This is a genomic window from Photobacterium lipolyticum (assembly GCF_003026475.1).
GTDB classification, from domain to species: Bacteria; Pseudomonadota; Gammaproteobacteria; order Enterobacterales; family Vibrionaceae; genus Photobacterium; species Photobacterium lipolyticum.
Window position 1 is genome coordinate 121,037 of sequence record NZ_PYMC01000013.1, and the last position, 18,677, is coordinate 139,713.

At 44.3% G+C, this 18,677-nt stretch carries 14 protein-coding genes; 6 read left to right on the plus strand and 8 right to left on the minus strand.

Annotated features, from left to right (window positions below; translation table 11 throughout):
- Positions 1-360: 360 nt before the first annotated feature.
- Positions 361-1,194: a posphoenolpyruvate synthetase regulatory kinase/phosphorylase PpsR gene (gene ppsR, locus C9I89_RS16820; protein ID WP_107284479.1), complete on the minus strand. Its 834-nt coding sequence runs from the start codon at positions 1,192-1,194 to the stop codon at positions 361-363.
- Between the two features lie 185 nt (positions 1,195-1,379).
- Between ppsR and ppsA the strand changes: the two genes are divergently transcribed.
- Positions 1,380-3,752 (plus strand): phosphoenolpyruvate synthase, encoded by a 2,373-nt coding sequence (gene ppsA / locus C9I89_RS16825; protein ID WP_107284480.1) that lies wholly within the window; start codon positions 1,380-1,382, stop codon positions 3,750-3,752.
- A 326-nt stretch (positions 3,753-4,078) separates the two neighbouring features.
- On the opposite strand, the gene C9I89_RS16830 is transcribed toward ppsA, so the two are convergent.
- The 5 genes from C9I89_RS16830 to C9I89_RS16850 form a co-directional block, all read right to left on the minus strand.
- Positions 4,079-5,365: a polysaccharide deacetylase family protein gene (locus C9I89_RS16830; protein ID WP_107284481.1), complete on the minus strand. Its 1,287-nt coding sequence runs from the start codon at positions 5,363-5,365 to the stop codon at positions 4,079-4,081.
- Positions 5,366-5,736: 371 nt separating this feature from the next.
- A complete protein-coding gene (locus C9I89_RS16835) occupies positions 5,737-7,176 on the minus strand; it encodes a glyceraldehyde-3-phosphate dehydrogenase (RefSeq protein WP_107284482.1) in 1,440 nt (479 codons plus the stop codon).
- Between the two features lie 424 nt (positions 7,177-7,600).
- A complete protein-coding gene (locus tag C9I89_RS16840) occupies positions 7,601-8,698 on the minus strand; it encodes an anhydro-N-acetylmuramic acid kinase (protein ID WP_107284483.1) in 1,098 nt (365 codons plus the stop codon).
- Positions 8,699-8,849: 151 nt separating this feature from the next.
- A complete protein-coding gene (gene malZ, locus C9I89_RS16845; protein ID WP_107284484.1) occupies positions 8,850-10,706 on the minus strand; it encodes a maltodextrin glucosidase in 1,857 nt (618 codons plus the stop codon).
- Between the two features lie 289 nt (positions 10,707-10,995).
- Positions 10,996-11,880: a LysR family transcriptional regulator gene (locus C9I89_RS16850; protein ID WP_425440421.1), complete on the minus strand. Its 885-nt coding sequence runs from the start codon at positions 11,878-11,880 to the stop codon at positions 10,996-10,998.
- Positions 11,881-12,136: 256 nt separating this feature from the next.
- Here C9I89_RS16850 and C9I89_RS16855 point away from each other — a divergent pair, with 256 nt between their 5' ends.
- The 5 genes from C9I89_RS16855 to C9I89_RS16870 all read left to right on the plus strand — a co-directional run bounded on the left by C9I89_RS16855 (position 12,137) and on the right by C9I89_RS16870 (position 16,163).
- Entirely contained in the window at positions 12,137-13,351 is a 1,215-nt protein-coding gene (locus C9I89_RS16855) for a glycine C-acetyltransferase (protein ID WP_107284486.1), read from the plus strand.
- Positions 13,351-14,382, plus strand: a complete 1,032-nt coding sequence (gene tdh / locus C9I89_RS16860; RefSeq protein WP_107284487.1) for an L-threonine 3-dehydrogenase — start codon at positions 13,351-13,353, stop codon at positions 14,380-14,382. Before C9I89_RS16855 ends, tdh begins: the two co-directional genes overlap by 1 nt.
- A 471-nt stretch (positions 14,383-14,853) precedes the next feature.
- Positions 14,854-15,033: a hypothetical protein gene (locus C9I89_RS22355; protein ID WP_146155081.1), complete on the plus strand. Its 180-nt coding sequence runs from the start codon at positions 14,854-14,856 to the stop codon at positions 15,031-15,033.
- Positions 15,034-15,179: 146 nt separating this feature from the next.
- Positions 15,180-15,371, plus strand: a complete 192-nt coding sequence (locus tag C9I89_RS16865; protein WP_107284488.1) for a hypothetical protein — start codon at positions 15,180-15,182, stop codon at positions 15,369-15,371.
- 603 nt (positions 15,372-15,974) lie between these two features.
- A complete protein-coding gene (locus tag C9I89_RS16870) occupies positions 15,975-16,163 on the plus strand; it encodes a hypothetical protein (RefSeq protein ID WP_107284489.1) in 189 nt (62 codons plus the stop codon).
- A gap of 316 nt (positions 16,164-16,479) precedes the next feature.
- On the opposite strand, the gene C9I89_RS16880 is transcribed toward C9I89_RS16870, so the two are convergent.
- Complete coding sequence (locus C9I89_RS16880; RefSeq protein ID WP_107284491.1) at positions 16,480-17,313, minus strand: class I SAM-dependent methyltransferase; 834 nt, start codon at positions 17,311-17,313, stop codon at positions 16,480-16,482.
- 167 nt (positions 17,314-17,480) lie between these two features.
- Positions 17,481-18,254 (minus strand): helix-turn-helix domain-containing protein, encoded by a 774-nt coding sequence (locus C9I89_RS16885; RefSeq protein WP_107284492.1) that lies wholly within the window; start codon positions 18,252-18,254, stop codon positions 17,481-17,483.
- Positions 18,255-18,677: the final 423 nt, after the last annotated feature.

Sequence of the window (18,677 nt, forward strand, 5' to 3'; positions counted from 1 at the left end):
TATGAATCACAAAGTAAGCATATTACAAGAACTAGGGCTTTTTTGATTAATACTTAGGTAATAATTGAACTTATATTAAGGTCATGATATTTATGTGAATTTATGCTCTCATTTATGAGATTTTTATCATTGATAGCATGTGATTAGGATTTAGTCGTACCATTTTATCATTTTGAATCAGGCAATTAATGATATTCAGACAACAACCATAGAACAGTGTAGGAAGCGTCTTGAAGAATAGAAATGCCGGTCGCTTGTTGGTTTTCACAAAGCCAAATCAGCATTTCCTGTTAGTTGTAATCAGAGCGGTATCTGCCACGTAATCTGATGCTTATTTTTAGATGATTAAAATGTTTATAGTTAGCACATTTTGCGTTTTAGGCCGCTGATATCCAGCAAGCGAGTCGAGATTTCTTCGACTGACAGCGATGATGTATTGAGGTAGGGAATGGCTTCACGACGGAACATGGCTTCAACTTTATTCAATTCACATTCACATTGTTGTCTGCTGGCGTAATCACTATTTGCATAGCGCTCATGACGAATGGCAACCAGACGTTCGGCATCTATGGTCAGGCCATAGGTTTTGTAGCGATAAGGCTCAATAATCGCAGGCAGCTTCAAGCTTGCCATGTCTTCCGCTATGAAAGGGTAGTTGACGGCACGGATACCAAATTGCATGGCTAAATACAGGCAGGTTGGGGTTTTTCCGCAGCGAGAAACACCCAATAAAATCACATCGGCCTGATCAAGATTATTCAGCGAAATCCCATCATCATGCGCTAAGGTATATTCAATTGCGGCTATACGATCCTGATAGCTTGCAGCGTCTCTGTTAATACTACGTGAGCGTTGTAGCTGTGGTTGCGGTTCGAGTTGCAAATCATTTTTTAATGACTCAACCAGTACATTCAGAACATCATAAAAATGTGCCTGACTTTGTTCAATGATAGTTTTCACTTCAGGCAATACAATCGAATAAAAGACTAGAGGCTCTACGCCTGTGGACTCAAATGATTGATCTATAAGGCTTTTAACCTGTTCCGCCCGTTCATTTGTTTCAATGAAAGGTAGGGTGGTCTGACGAGTTTCGAGAGGAAACTGCCCCAAAATAGCGTGTCCGAGTGTCTCAGAAGTAATCGCTGTCGCATCAGAAATGTAAAACACATCACGAAAATTGGATTTGCGCTGCATATAAAGTTGAATCCTTAAAATTATTCTGTAACGTTAGCCGTATCAATACTTATAACAATAACCTTACAGGGCATGGAGATCAGCCCGGCTATTGTGGCGCAGTATTTTTTTAACTGCTAACGCAATCGTTGTCGTTGAGATCTTGCCCACATTTAACGCTGAGTCCAATAACAAGGAGATTGACCGTGCAACAGAATGTTGTTTGGTACGATGCTTTATCAATGAACGATGTTGATAAAGTGGGTGGAAAGAATGCTTCACTGGGTGAGATGGTTGCCAATTTAGCCAATGCGGGTGTGAAAGTGCCGAATGGGTATGCGACAACATCCTACGCATTTAACCAATTTCTAGAAGCGGGCGGCTTAAACAAGCGTATTTATGGCCTTCTCGACACGCTTGATGTGGATGATGTCAATGCGTTGAAAGCGGCGGGTGAAACTATCCGTAATTGGGTTCTGGCCGCGCCTTTACCCGCAGATCTGGAACAGGAAATCAGAGATTGTTATGTCGAATTGGGTAGCGGTGATGGCCAATTGTCAGTTGCTGTTCGTTCATCGGCCACAGCAGAAGATCTGCCAGATGCTTCGTTTGCAGGTCAGCAAGAAACCTTCCTCAATGTTTGTGGTATTGAGTCTGTTATTGAAGCGGTAAAACATGTATTTGCTTCACTGTTCAATGATCGTGCTATTTCATATCGTGTGCACCAGGGTTTTGATCATGAAGGTGTAGCCTTGTCTGCTGGTATTCAGCGCATGGTACGTTCTGACAAAGCTTCGTCTGGCGTTATGTTTACGCTTGATACTGAATCAGGTTTTGATCAGGTTGTCTTTATTACTTCTTCATGGGGATTAGGCGAAATGGTTGTTCAGGGTGCGGTTAACCCTGATGAGTTCTATGTTCATAAGCCAACATTACAAGCCGGAAACCCTGCGGTGGTTCGCCGTACTATCGGCTCAAAACTGATCAAAATGATCTATTCCGAAGGCACCGCTTTGGGTACTCAAGTTGAGGTTGTTGATACGTTAGATGAAGAGCGTAACCAGTTTTCGTTAACTGACAAAGAAATCTCAGCCCTTGCCGAGCAGGCATTGATCATCGAAAAACACTATGGCCGCCCGATGGATATCGAATGGGCTAAAGACGGTGTGACCGGTGAGCTGTTAATTGTGCAGGCACGCCCTGAAACGGTTCGCTCTCGTGACGATCAGCAGATGATGGAGCGTTTTCACCTTAATGCTCAAAGCACGCCTTTAATCGAAGGCCGTGCGATCGGCCAGCGGATTGGTACGGGCAAGGTCCGTGTTGTCTCTGATTTAAGTGAAATGGATCAGGTCCAGAAAGGTGATGTGCTGGTGGCTGATATGACTGATCCTGACTGGGAGCCGGTCATGAAGAAAGCGTCGGCGATTGTGACAAACCGTGGTGGTCGTACTTGCCATGCTGCAATCATTGCGCGTGAATTAGGTATTCCGGCTGTCGTGGGTTGTGCTTCGGCGACAGCTAGATTGGCGACAGGTCAACTGGTTACGGTTTCATGCGCCCAGGGCGAAACTGGTTTTGTGTATGAAGGAGAGCTTGACTTTGAAGTGCGCCGCTCTTCAGTTAGCAATCTGCCTGATTTGCCACTTAAAGTGATGATGAATGTCGGTAATCCTGACCGGGCATTTGATTTTGCTTGTATTCCAAATGAAGGGGTCGGGCTGGCGCGTCTGGAATTCATCATCAACAAGATGATCGGCATTCACCCGAAAGCACTGTTAAATTATGACGAGCAGTCGGCAGAGCTAAAAGCTGAAATCGACCGTCGCATTGTGGGTTATGAAAACCCGGTAGAGTTCTACATTACGAAACTCACCGAAGGAATTTCTACCCTTGCTGCTGCTTTCTGGCCCAAGCGTGTAATTGTGCGTATGTCAGACTTTAAGTCGAATGAGTATAGTAACCTGGTTGGTGGTAGTGGCTTTGAACCAACGGAAGAAAACCCGATGCTTGGCTTCCGTGGCGCTTCTCGTTATATCTCACCGCAGTTCCAGGATTGTTTTGCGCTTGAGTGCGAAGCGATTAAACGTGTGCGCGAGAAAATGGGATTAAAGAACGTTGAAATCATGATCCCATTTGTGCGTACCGTGAGTGAAGCGGCATCGGTTATCGATTTGCTTGCGAAGTTTGATTTACGCCGTGGTGAGAATGGCCTGAAAGTGATCATGATGTGTGAATTGCCTTCAAATGCGATTCTGGCGGATGACTTCCTGAAGTACTTTGACGGCTTCTCGATTGGTTCTAACGACATGACGCAATTAACCTTGGGCTTAGACCGGGATTCTGGTGACATTGCCCACATGTTTGACGAGCGCAATGCTGCAGTTAAAGCCCTGCTGTCGATGGCGATTAAAGCTGCGCACAAGGCGGGTAAGTATGTCGGTATTTGTGGCCAAGGACCATCGGATCATGAAGATCTGGCTGATTGGCTGATGGAACAAGGCATTGACTCGGTCTCGCTGAACCCGGATACCGTGGTTGAAACCTGGGTACATTTAGGGAAGAACAAATCAGCATAAAATGAAAGGTCGTTGCGCAATGTTCGTAATTTGGTTGTGAACATTGCAATAAATACAAACTAAAAAAGCGTGAAGGTTAACCTTCACGCTTTTGCTTTCAGCAGAGTGCAGTTTTAATCAGATGACAAGTACTCTTCCACATAAATTATGAACAGTTGAAGTTCCTAAACACGTCATCCCGGAATAGAGGAACGAAATATCCGGGATCCCGTTCTCATCTTCTGCTCCTTAGATTCCGTATAAGTTCGTACCTCACTTTACGGAATGACGAAGTTTGGTGACAGAACTCGTTAAAATTCCTGTGGTGAAGTATTAGTTACAACTGATTAAAGCTGAGTAAATAGTGTTGGCTCTGTGCTTGGTGTCCAGGCTGCTTGTGAAGTATGAGCAGCATTAACAACGTAACGGTTACCCATATAACTTACAACATCACCTTCGTTATAGCTTACATTAGCAGTCCATACCGTTGTTGGCATGCTGTTAACCCATAAGCTCGATGTTGAAGAAGGCGCCCAGTCAGCTTGTGCTGTATGGGCTTTTACTGCCTTATAGACAGTATCTTGGTGAGTGACATAATCACCTGCTGCATATGAAACACCTACAGACCATGCAGGTGCATAGTTGTCCATAGTATCAAATACATAACCTGCTTCTTTGGCGATTTTAATAAACTTCGCTAGTTTAGGTAGGTTTTGAGTTGCCCCCATACCACGCTTGCCATCTTCAAACAGGAAGTCGTGCGTTAGAACGATTACCTTGTCAGCATGCAGAGATGTACCACATGGGAAGTTCTGTGTTTTTGAGTTTACAGGGTTGATAGTTGTCGGCGCACAGGCATTGATAGCTGCATCAACGTAGCCTAAGAATGCATCAGCTTCCGTCAGGCTGTTTGCTGGCATAGCGATACCCCAGTTTTCAGGTGCCCAATCGACATCCCAGCCATGGAGTCGGTAGTTTTTATTGGTAAGAATTTCTGCAACCTGAATAGAAGTGCGAACGCTGTTTGAAGGGTTTTGCGGATCACACACATAACCGGCTTCCCACGGTTTGAAATCATCTGATGTTGCACACAGGCCATCAGCCTTGAAAGTGTTGGTCACACGCCATGCATTGGTGTACGGCAAGCGAGCCAACTTATCGCCTTTGTAGTTAGGGTAGCTGTTTACGTTCGGAATATATGATTCAATGACTTCTAAGTTTTTATCAAACATAGATGCATCATATACGGCATCCTGATATGAATCGATTTGGTGGTTGCCTGTTACGTTACATGCAGCGGCGCTGTTATCACCATTTGCATCAACACAGTTATGTACCATATGGTCGTAGCTGTGGTTACCTACAACATGACCAGAATCTAATACGTATTTGAAAGCGTCGAGTGCTTTATCTTCATTTTCATCGGCAATACCGTCTAAGTGCCAACCATTGAAATAAAATGTTGCTTTGATACCGCCTTCATTAAGGACATCGATCAAAGGTGCTGTCGCATTGACAGGGCCGTCATCAAAAGTCAGGTAAATTGTCCCTTTAGGCGCAGCCTGAGCGGCCATTGAGCTTGCTAAAATAGTTGCGGTGCACAATGTAGACAGAACTGTTTTTTTCAATTTCATTTTATATCCTTTCTTTATTAGAGAGTCGCTTAGATTCCGTTGAGGGACTCAGCCCCACATGCCAGTAAATGAATCTGGTATGTTATTGATTTAATACACACGTAATGCGCATAAAAACCGCGGTAAGTATGAGATGCGTACTGTGCGAACTCAATAACACCGAGAATAATATATTTATCAACATGATGTATCTGCGTCTGATATCACTGATGCTTTGTGGGGAATGGTTTTTTTACAGGGGAAAATAAGATCAAGGCCGCACTGTGGTTTTTGTTGTTAATTATGAGGATGACATAATTTATGAGAGATGAGAAAGCCGCCTCGTGATCGAAGGCGGCAAAGAACAAGAGTTTGTTGTTATAGCTTAAAAGTTACTTAAGCATTGGGTAGGTCTTATAACGGACCCCCATCATTTGTTCCATACAATGAACTACCTGGCAGCTGTAGCCAAATTCATTGTCATACCAGATATACAGTACGCAACGGTTATCCTGGGCTATGGTCGCCACACCATCAACAACACCCGCATGGCGAGACCCGACAATGTCACTGGATACGATTTCGGTCGATTCAGTGAAGTCGATCTGACCAGACAGTGGCGATACCAGCGCCATGTTACGTAAGTAGTGGTTTAGCTCGTTGGCGGTAACATCTGATTCTAAATTCAGGTTCGCAACGGCCATTGATACGTTTGGCGTTGGTACGCGAATGGAGTTGCCGGTTAATTTACCTGAAAGCTCAGGAAGAGCTTTGGCAACGGCTTTGGCGGCGCCTGTTGAAGTCAATACCATGTTAAGCGATGCGGAACGCCCACGGCGATCACCTGAGTGGAAATTATCAATCAGGTTCTGATCATTGGTAAATGAATGAACAGTTTCAACATGACCGGAAGTAATACCGTACTTATCGTTGACCGCTTTTAGTACCGGAGTGATGGCATTGGTGGTACAACTTGCGGCTGAAATGATCTTGTCATCTTCCAGGATAACCGACTCATTGACACCAAAGACAACATTTTTGATATCGCCTTTGCCTGGTGCGGTAAGCAGTACTTTTTCAGCCCCCTTGCTGGCAAGGTGCTGGCTGAGTCCTTCACTATCCCGCCAAATACCCGTGTTGTCGACGATTAACGCATTATTGATACCATAGATAGTGTAATCAATATCGGCTGGACTGTTCGCATAGATGATTTGAATGAAGTTACCATTAGCAATAATGGCTTTGCGATCTTCATCAACAGTAATACTGCCATTGAATGGGCCATGAACAGAATCTCGGCGCAAAAGACTCGCTCGTTTTTCTAAGTCGCCATGCTTGCCCCCACGTACCACAACGGCACGTAAACGAAGCGGATAACCCGGGCCACTCTTTTCAATCAGGAGGCGAGCCAGTAAGCGGCCAATACGGCCAAAGCCATAAAGTACCACATCACGGGGTTCAACAGATTGTGTGCTACTCAGTGACTCTGTTAGCGCAGTCTGTAAAAAGTCATTTAAACCGCGTTCCTCGTCTTGATCTTTCCAATATGCATATGCTAACTGACCAATATCAACACGACAAGGAGACAGGTCGAGCTCCGTAAGTGCTTTAATGACAGGAAGGGTTTGGGTTGGAGATAAAGCCTCACCGGTATAGCGACGAGCAACGCGGTGCGCTTTGATAATGTCGATGGTAGAAGCATTAACTAATTGGCGACCAAACAAAAGGACTTCAACGCCTTTTTGCCGGTATAGCTGACCAAGAAGTGGTGAGATGGATTCTGCATTCGTTTGGCTCGTTTGCCAATCAAGAAGGTATTTTTCCGGACTCATTATTACTTAGCACCTTTCACGTTTTGGTAACTATTAGTCTCTTTGCTATGGCATAAAATAGCGTCGAGCTAAACAGTTACAGGGGGAAGTTGGATAAAATGTCACCAAAAAATCTTGTTGTTTTTATGTGGCGGAAGTGTAACGTTTGCGTCGTTTTTCTCCTAGTAAAATTAATGACTGATAAATGTGATCTTTGCCGGGATAAATGGGTAGCAATAGTCATATAAACAGCAGGCCTATCTGTTTTAATGCTGATTATCAGAGGACTTATTTTTTAATGATTTGTGTTGGTATGTTATTTTTTTTGCAATCTCTATGCGGTTGCAGATTAAAAAATAGATATGAGATGTAGAAAAAGAAGCCCAATCCATGTTGCGGGTTGGGCAAGGTGATTGGGGATAAACGAAGCAGGGTATATAAGCGATTACGCTGGGTAAATCGCTCCCAGAGTGGTTGGCTTACTGGCCCCTGTGACTTCTGGTAAATTTCCGGGCTGGTTATGAAGTGTTCGATAGGCGAGCCAGGCAAAAGCCATGGCTTCCATATTATCGATATCAACACCCCGATCTGCTGTTGTCAGTACCTCCCAATGTGGTAATAACTCACTCAATCGTTGCATCAATTGTGGATTGTGAGCACCGCCTCCACAGACTAACAACTCTCCCGGACTCTGTTTACTTATATCGTTGGCAATGGTTACGGCAGTAAATTCTGCTAACGTGGCCTGGACATCCTCAGGGAGAAGGATACTGTCAGTAAGATGCCGCTCTAACCATGGTAAGTTGAAGAGCTCTCTCCCCGTACTCTTTGGGGGGGGCAGCTGAAAATATCTGTCATTAAGCAGCTGTTCCAGAAGGGGCTGATTAACTGAACCGGTCTTTGCCCATTGTGCATTTTCATCATAGGGCAAGCCTTTGTGCTTATTGATCCATGCATCCATTAACATATTGCCGGGCCCGGTATCAAAACCAGTAACGGGTGTGTTTGGTGTCAAAACGGTGATATTGGCAATGCCACCAATGTTTAAAATGACTCGGGTAATGGCGGGATCATGAAAGAGTTGTTGATGAAATGCAGGGACGAGTGGTGCTCCCTGGCCGCCCAACGCCATATCTTTACGCCGAAAATCGGCAACAGTCGTAATGTTGGTTTTGGCTGCAATGATGTTGGCATCACCTAGCTGCATGGTAAAGGCGTATTGAGTCTCGGGCGAGTGGAATACCGTTTGTCCGTGACAACCGATGGCTTTGACTGATCTGGCCGAGGTTCCTGTTTTTGTCAATAACGCTAATACAGCATCGGCGAACAAGTGACCTAAACGATGGTCAAGTTCACCAATAGTCTGAAGATTTGTTGGCTGACCCAAACAAATATCAAGCAGGGCCTGTTTCAGGTTGGCATCCATAGGAAACGAATGCTCACCGAGCAAACGAATATCAGTGCCGTCAATTTCAACTAAAACAGTATCGACACCATCCATACTGGTGCCAGACATAATGCCTATATAACGTTCAAGACCCATAAGTTCCTCAGCCATAACAAGGGAATAGAACCCCCTATAAATAACAACCAATGTAAACTGAAGGGATCAAGATGGAAAGGGTAATCAGCCAATGGCCGAAGCTAATTTCGGCCATTGTGATTGTAAATCAATAATCAGAAATGCGAGATCCTCAGGAATTCGACAGCAGCAAGCCTTCTTTGCCTGCCAGTGTAATTGCCAATGAACCGTCTTTTACCTGCCACTCATCATCTGTCAGGCAGTCTTTCAGTGAGCCTGATTCAATACCGAGCTGCCAAACCGGTAAGTGCAAGGTTTTGGCACAGGCGCTGTTGTTGATCAGGCAAATAACGCTCTCGTCGTTTAGTGTTCGCGCAAATGCAAAGTGCTGATTTTCTGCCAACAGCCATTGCAGGCTGCCTTGCTGTAGCGCATAAGATGATTTCCGTAAACCAATTAACTGCTGAAGATAGTCAAAGGTCGAATGAGAATTTGTCGTACGTTCCCACGGGAAGCAACGGCGGTTGTCGGGATCCTGGCCGCCTTGTAAACCAACTTCCGTGCCGTAATACAGACATGGTGTACCGACATAAGCAAACAACATTAACAGTGCCAGATGCATGGTTTCGTGGTCGTCGTTAAGCATCGACAGGAAGCGCACGGTGTCATGGCTGTCGAGTTGATTCAGCTGAGAAAGCTGGTTTAACCAGGGCAGTTTAATGCGTGCTTCGTTTAACCAATCCATCAGCTCAGGGGCGTCTATCTGGCAAGGGTGATAGGCAATATCCTGTCTGGCAAAGAAGGCGCGAACAGGGTGGGCAAAACCATAGTAGTTCATGGCGCCATCTTCTTGATCTCCTTGCAACCAATTCGACGCCTCAAAGAAGTGCTCGCCCAGTACGTAACAATCGGGGTTTGTCGATTTGGCCGCCTCGCGGAACGCTTTCACATAATGGGCGTTATTCTCCGCACCGGCCCCTTCACCTAACATGTGAATAACATCAAAACGCCAGCCATCAATATTATAAGGAGGGCGCAGCCAGTGCTTGATGACGGCATCTTCTCCGGCGTAAATATAATTCTGAACATCCGGATTTAAAAAATTGAGTTTAGGCAGTGTCGGGATGCCATTCCAGCTGACATATTGATTAGAATCGCCGGTGAACTGGTAATGGTGACGAAAACCCGAATCCGGATGAGCATAGGCACCAAGCCCCTGCGTTTGGTTATTGCGCTGGTACATATCAAACCACGGATGATCGACCGAGGTATGGTTATAAACGGCATCCAGTACGATTTTCATTTTACGGTTATGAAGGTCGTTAACCATTCCAGCAAATTGTGCGTTAGTGCCTAGATGCGGATCAATATTGAGATAATCGGTTGTATCGTATTTATGGTTGCTCGGTGCGGTAAATATCGGGTTCAAATACAGTGCCGTGACGCCGAGATCTTGGAGGTAATCAATGTTGTTCTGGATCCCTCGTAGATCGCCGCCATAAAACTCACTCGGGCCATCAGCACTATGATCGGAAACCGGATCGCCCCATTTTTTTGCGATGGTCGGGCGCTTATCTCCCTGTAAACAGTACTCATCAGATTTAACGCTGATCTCTGGTTCACCATTGGCAAAGCGGTCTGGAAAGATCTGATAGAAAACTTGCTGTTTTACCCATGCTGGTGGCTGATCTTCACGGTTGTATTTGAAATGACTTTCCTTGCCCGGAATGCGAGGAGAAGTACCACAGCCGTGCAGCCACCATTGCCGACTGTTTTGCATCACTTTGAAACAGTAGTGAGTCGTGGCTTTGTCTTTATTTAACGGAATATCGCCATACCAGTATTGCAGGCGGCCTTTGATTTCACCACGCTCCATGTCGATCAGTCGCTCTTCATTATCAGGCTCGCAACGAATAAAGATCGCAGAAATCAAGGTGCCGGCTTCACTGACTAACGTTAATTTAAGGCTTTGCGAAGTAGGGCTAAGCCAGTGGTTATCCTGACCGTGGTAAAGAAATGGCGTCTTCATTGTTATTATCTCTGCCTGTTTCAGCTATTGGATGCTCAATTGATTCATCTATAAGTTAGCAACTTTTGAGGACAAGGAACTCACCCCAGGTCAAAAAAATAGAGGAGTAGGGGAACAGGCGTAGAAAATGTGTTTCAGCCTTAAAATCAGGTACGAAAACAATATTATGTTTAAAGTGAGGGTGTTTCTATTTGTTGCTAAATATTGCATCGACTTGGGCGCATTTGCATTTTAAGCTGGTTTGGGTATAGACATCCCGGAACCAATGAGGATGACGTTATGAGCGCTTTTACTGAGATAAATGTTCAGAGATATAATCGATAAATGCACGAAGCCTTGCTGGCATATACTTAGTCTGGGCAAATTGAAGGGCAATATCCCCTTGATAATTGCCTTTGATCGTCCAATCTTTTAGTACTTCTTTAACCGTGCCTTCTTCCAGTGCCTCTTTGATTACAAAATCAGGGAAAATACCAATGCCTAAACCGTCTTTCACGCCTTTCAAACGCATCTGAGAGTGGTTTACGGCGTAGCGTCCTGTAACACTCACGGTGTGAAATTGGTCGTCTTTGACGAAGTCCCAAATATGGTCGGTGGCGGTTTCACCCAGGTAGATACAATCATGATCAAGCAGATCGGTTGGCACTTGCGGCTCGCCACGTTGTTCAAGGTAATCAGGGCTTGCACATAAGGTTAGATTTACTTTACCAATCTTTTTATTCACCAAGGCTTCTGAAGGGCGTTCAGTTAAACGAAAAACCACATCAATGCCTTCAGAAAGGATATCAATCTCACCATCAGAGGCTTTTAGTTTTAGCTGAATATCAGGATATTGCGTAAGAAAAGGGGTCACTAAGGGTTGCAAGACTATACTCAGAAAGGCTTTTGGCGCAGCCACGGTGAGCATGCCTGATGGAATGGTATGCTCATAGTTTGCAATCTCGACAGCCTGCTTAGCAGCATTGGTCATGACCTTGCATTGTTCATAAATTTTAGTGCCAGATTCACTGATCATTAACTTACGGGTAGTGCGCTCAATTAGCTTGACCGAAAGAGACTGTTCGAGGCGCGAAATCTGTTTACTTAACGCAGATGGCGTGACGCCAAGCTTCTTTGCTGCAGCCGTATAACTGCCTTCATCAACAACAATAATGAAGACTGCGAGATCAGGCATTAATGCGATAAGTCTGTTTGTGTCCACGGATTTGTGCCTCAAGTTCAACAATCATTTTCCACGTGAGGGGATAATAGTTGTAATGTACTTGAATTAGAATGTTTAAAGTTAAATCGAAGAGTTAATTGCACGATTTATTAGCTAATCATCATATTGATGAGCGTTAAGCACCTTTGTTAGCGTGGTCTATTATTCGTTAACAGAGCAATTCGCTGGATAGCTATTTCCCCAAAATATAATAAATGTGAGGAACACTATGTCTGCTGCATTCTACGATCAAATCAACCAGCAAATCGAAGACGTAAAAGCTGAGGGTTTATACAAGTCTGAGCGTATCATTACGTCAGCGCAAAAAGCGGCTGTTTCTATCCTTAACAAAGATGGTGTTGATACTGGTGAAGAAGTTCTGAACTTCTGCGCGAACAACTACCTTGGTTTAGCCAATCACCCTGAACTGATCAAAGCGGCAAAAGCGGGTATGGATGAACATGGCTTCGGCATGGCATCGGTGCGTTTCATCTGTGGTACGCAGGATTCTCACAAAGAACTAGAACGAAAACTGTCGGCCTTTCTGGGTACTGAAGACACGATCCTGTACACCTCTTGTTTTGATGCTAATACCGGCCTGTTTGAAACAATCTTAGGTCCTGAAGACGCCATTATCTCTGACGCCTTAAACCATGCCTCTATCATCGATGGTGTTCGCCTTTGTAAAGCCAAGCGTTTCCGTTATGCCAACAACAATATGGCAGATCTTGAAGCGCAACTGATTGCCGCTAAAGAAGCGGGTGTTCGTCATACACTGATCGTTACTGACGGTGTCTTCTCGATGGACGGCGTTGTTGCTAACCTTCCGGCAATTTGTGACCTTGCAGATAAGTACGGTGCGCTGGTGATGATCGATGATTCACACGCAGTCGGCTTTATGGGCGAAAATGGTCGTGGTACACACGAGCACCACAATGTAATGGATCGCATCGACATCATTACCGGCACATTGGGTAAAGCGATGGGCGGTGCTTCGGGCGGTTATACGTCTGGCAAGAAAGAAGTGATTGATTGGTTACGTCAGCGCTCTCGTCCGTACTTGTTCTCGAACTCAGTGGCCCCTGCGATTGTTTCTGCATCGATTCGTGTTATCGACCTGCTTGCTGAAAGTGGTGACCTGCGTAAGCGTCTATGGGAAAACTCAGCACACTTCCGTACCCGTATGACTGAAGCTGGCTTCACACTATCTGGTGCAGATCACGCAATCATTCCAATTATGCTGGGTGATGCGAAAATAGCGGCTGAATTTGCAGAACGTGCACTGGCGAAAGGTATCTACGTCGTCGGTTTCTCTTTCCCTGTCGTACCAAAAGGTCAGGCGCGTATTCGTACCCAAATGTCTGCGGCTCATTCACCGGAGCAACTAGATCGCGCAATCGATGTGTTTATCGAAGTTGGCAAAGAGATGGGGATTATCAAATAATGAAAATTAAAGCGCTATCAAAACTAAAGCCTGAACAAGGCATCTGGATGACCGAGGTAGACAAGCCTGAAATGGGCCACAATGATCTACTTATCCGTATCAAGAAAACAGCGATTTGCGGTACTGATGTACATATTTACAACTGGGACGAATGGTCACAGAAAACCATACCGGTACCTATGGTAGTCGGTCATGAGTATGTCGGTGAAGTGGTTGGCATCGGCCAGGAAGTCCGTGGTTTTGAAATCGGTGACCGTGTATCTGGCGAAGGCCATATTACATGCGGCCATTGCCGTAACTGTCGCGGTGGTCGTACGCACCTGTGCCGTAATACGACAGGTGTAGGTGTAAACCGTGAAGGTGCATTTGCTGAGTATTTGGTCATTCCGGCATTTAATGCATTTAAGATCCCTGACAGTATTTCTGACGATCTGGCATCTATCTTTGACCCGTTTGGTAACGCTGTTCATACGGCACTATCATTCGATCTCGTGGGTGAAGACGTGCTCATTACCGGTGCCGGCCCAATTGGTATCATGGCAGCAGCTGTCGCTAAGCACGTTGGTGCCCGCCACATTGTTATCACAGATGTGAACGAATACCGTCTGGATCTTGCTCGTCAGATGGGCGTGACACGTGCGGTTAATGTTGCACAAGAGAAGCTTGAAGATGTGATGGCTGAGCTGGGCATGACAGAAGGTTTCGATGTCGGTCTAGAAATGTCTGGTGTGCCATCGGCATTCAACAGCATGTTAACGAACATGAACCACGGCGGTAAAATTGCACTGCTGGGCATTCCACCATCAGATATGGCGGTAGACTGGAATCAGGTGATTTTTAAAGGCTTGATTATCAAAGGTATCTACGGTCGTGAGATGTTTGAAACCTGGTATAAGATGGCAAGCTTGATTCAGTCTGGTTTGGATTTAACACCAATTATCACGCACCACTACAAGATTGACGATTTCCAGCAGGGCTTTGACATCATGCGTTCTGGCATGTCCGGCAAAGTTATCCTTGATTGGGAATAAGTCGTACTACTCGACGACATAATTAAATTTTGGCGAGCCTCTGGTTCGCCTTTTCTTCATCTAAACAAACTTGATATTTCATAAGAAAGCCTGATTCATTGCTGTGCATCTGTTATTTATCGAGACATAAGACTCCATCTCGATGGAGTCTTATGTCTCGGTGAGTCCGGTGAGAAAAAATTTCAGCAGAACAATTTAGACACTTATATTTAAGGTATTTCTTATAAAATGCTTTTTCTATCAAAGTCCTGTGTATTTGATTAAACACAACATCGTCATTACAAGATGGGCACTTTTCATGGATTTGCATAGAATCCTACCTTATCGCGAATAAAAAAGGAGATTTATGCAGAAAGAATACAATATGCATCCATATGACTAATGGGCGGTGTGAGTATTCTGCAACGTGAGTAGCAAAATTTCAGATCATGTCGACAGCGAACAAACATGCTAATAAGGTATGAATCGAAAATGCGAATGCAATATTTAGCCACCGTAGAAATTTGTCATTTATCACTAAAGCCAATATTGGCGTCTGAACTCATTGTAGTAAGCCACTTTGTTCATCGGGTTGTAGGTAAAAGCTATGCCGAAGGGGTGAGCGATGCCCTGCTATGGGTAATGGGGAAAATACCGCCGCCGGGTGAGTAAATAAGCGAAACATCGCCTTTGATTGAGCAGTAAAAAGGGATAAACAACAACAAGAAGAAACAGAACAACAAGAAAAAGAATGTTGATGGTGTTTAATGTGGCGTGTACAATAAAAAACACCATTCATAATTCCTGGTGGGTCATTCATGCTCTTTAAACCTCAATTACTTGTTCTATTTACCGTAACTTTATTTTTGACTACTGCTTGTGTAGCAACACGATATGCTGATGATCAGGAATGGAAGGTGATGAATATGCAAGAAAAAGTGCTTAACGAACGTCGAAATGCGTGTGCTATTGAAGGTGATGGTGCTTGTATCATTTATGATAATGACTGAGCAATTATTTTAATTTATCGTAATCCCCGTAAAGCGTCTTAAGCTGAAAGGTCGCCTCTTGGCGGCCTTTTTTGTATCTGTATTGAAGGTGTCGCAGCCGTGTTCGAATTTGGAATTTCCGCCAGCTGAGATTTTTTACACCAGAGCTTACAGTGCTACATGGTTGGAAAAAGACGTTTTAGCTCAATATGGTCTTATGGTTCATGTTTTGATAAGACGACGAAAATTGTCTTATTGCCGAAAAGTCGTGATAGGCGATAAGGCACGGCAACGACGAATAAGAGGCTCGGGGTGGGCCGCGGGCAGGGTAGAGCGGGCGAGAATCAACTTTTAGACGATAATTTCGTGCGCTCTCAGTCGGTCGCGCTTATGCTCTTAATGTCACCGCAACAAAGCTGATAGCATGATAAATACCTTTTTGTTAATAAATCCCCCGTATCTCCAAGTGCCAAGCTTTTTTTTTGCTTTCATAGGCGGTAAAGGGCGAGGGCAGTTTGACTGCACGAGTTGGCCGATAGGCTGGAAACCAACGACGGGATCTTGCCGGCTATCAATCCAGACCAGTCACCACACTAGAGACCGAGAAGTAATCAGGAGAGCGTTATGTTAACCATTAACGACGACGACACCATCACCCTCAAAACCGACGACTATGAGATCGCGTTTCACAAAAGCGAACTCGGCAAGCGCGTCAGCTACAACCATGAAACCGGCCAGCTGATTTTAACCGATCTGCCTGATGGACTGATTGAACAAATCGAGCAGGCACTGCAAGAGAGGGATGTCACATGAAGGATGCCGAGCTGCTCAACTTCCGCCATACCTGCAAGGCCGTGGTTAGGAGTGTCAGATGCAGATACTCAGGCAATTTATCAAATTATGGCTAATTTCCTGACTGCAGACGAAAGCTCCTGTATCTGAAGCTAAGCGATGGAAGGAGTTTTTGGTGCAACCGTGTGGGTGAAAAGGAGCTAAGCGTTTTTAAATGGATTTAAACGGTGTCATATCGTGCCAATGGGTTTTCCGTACTTTCCTAATGTCAGGCTGTAAATAGGTGATGCACGGAAACTCCAAAAAGCTTGTTCTATTGGAAGGTAACTAATTGCGTTTATGACTTCACTTTAGCTATGACGCCGAATGAAGAGCTATTTGATTCTTCTGTATCAAATCCATTTACGATTTCTATTACCTCGAAACCACTATCAGCAAGTTCCGCACGAATGCTCTCATGTGTAAAATACTGCATCCAGTTGTAGATATGCCATGTGCGATAATCTTCAATAATAGTGTAATGATCAAGCGAGACACGATCATCTTCGTAGCGAAATGCATTGTGGAAAGCGTAATATTTGTTATTCGACCAAAAGCGATGCATGTAATTTGGCGCGAATGAGCAATGCTCAGCGAACGTATCAAATGCTTCGATTGAAGAAACGTCGAATATAAATCTACCATTGGGCTTTAGGCATTCTCGCACTTGGCTATAGAGTTTTTGACGTTGGGTTGGCGAGAGGGCACATAAATCACAATAGATTAATGTTACCAAATCTTGATCTGAAGGTAGTGAGGCCTCAAGATAGTTCGCAACTTCGTAAATGATGTCCAACTGATGTTTAGAGGCAGAGCCTTTGGCATATTGAATTGAACTGTCAGAGAAATCCAAACCATGAACCTTTGCTCCTAGCTGAGCATATTTTTCCGCATATAGTCCTGGACCACACCCGAGGTCACAGATCGATTTTCCATTCAATCCAAACTTCGCATCTAACCATGCAACAACTCTATCTATTGCTATCATAGGACGAGATGCCATTGGCGTATCTTGGCTTAAGTGAGCTTTCAACATTTGGTTGGCAAGGTATGGTTCTGTCCATAATTTGTCGGTGGTATAAACAGAGAAGACTTCTGGCTTCTGATGTATTTGGGTTAATTCTTTGAACATGTAATCAATCCTATTGCTTACGAAGAATATTTCTATCGTGTGTTGGTTTCAGTGCATGCTAAAGGAATGAGGCTATGCCGTATTGAATAAATCAGACAGAACAGATTACTTTTGAGGTCATTTACAGACGTGTTGAATCATTAAAGCGGTGTGAGAGAAATTTATTGCTAGAGAAGTATTTCTGTATTTAACTTTTTTTGTAGTAGGGAGGGGGTCAGGCCCATGTGGTTTTTGATTTCTCTTGTCATATGGGCTTGGTCTGAAAAACCACAATCCATTGCTATAGATGAAATGGCATAACATGGGTTAGTCAGGCAGTCAATCGCCCGTCTTAACCTAACTATGGATGAAAACTGCTTTGGAGATAACCCCACAGCATTCGTGAATTTTCTGTTGAGAGTTCGTTCTGACACTTTTACCTGATGTGCAATGTTGTTGATTTGCATGATACCTTGAGCTTCGTGTATTAAGCTTAGAATATCTGAAACCATTGAAGATTTTACCTGCGATGAAGTAGCACAAACATGTTGGTTAATATCTGTGATTAGCTGACTTATATTGTTTTTGTCACTACAAAGGTTTTCGAGCCAAGGTATATGTTCTACTGCATATTTCCCATATTGGAGGCTACCTGAGATTTTAGATAGTGGCGTTTTCAGGAAAGCACCTGCAGAACCAGCTCTCAATCGAAGTCCGATGAAACCTTGATGGGCATCAACCCTTATAAAGTGAGCTTTAGTAAAAGGAGGTGAGATTAACGGGATAATATTGCTTAACTCTCCTCCCACCTGAACATCGAATGTAAAGATGAGGTCTGCTCTACCATCTGGAACGATATGGTGTTGATTCTCTTGAACGTTGTAGTAAGTCCAAACGGCTTCGACGCTTTCGTTTTCTAGCGCATCAATCTCAACTTCATTGAAACCAATTTGAAAATCCATAGAGCTCGACCAATGGTAAGTGAGTGTTAAATGGCTTTAGGAAGCCTAGATTTGAATAGTATCATTACTTTGCTCCGGCCGAAAAATTAATGTAGGGGATTGATGTTGGCCGATTGGCCTGATGCAAGCGAGGTGGTCTCTGAATTGATGATCATGTTGCACCATCATTAACCTCTACTTTTCCGTGAAACTAAGCAAAAATTCTCTTAGCTGAAGGAAAGAGTTCTGGTAATTATAAACCCCAGAACTTATCCGAAGGTAGAAAGTAGATCTAAAGTTCTAACACGGAAATGGTTGACCATATATGGTCACCTCCCGGCTTGCAAGGCATCTGGTTCAATAAAAGGGACAGGTTGGCTTCCATATATCCGGCCTGTATATGAGATTATCATCTCTGGCCTTGATGAGACATTCGCGCATATT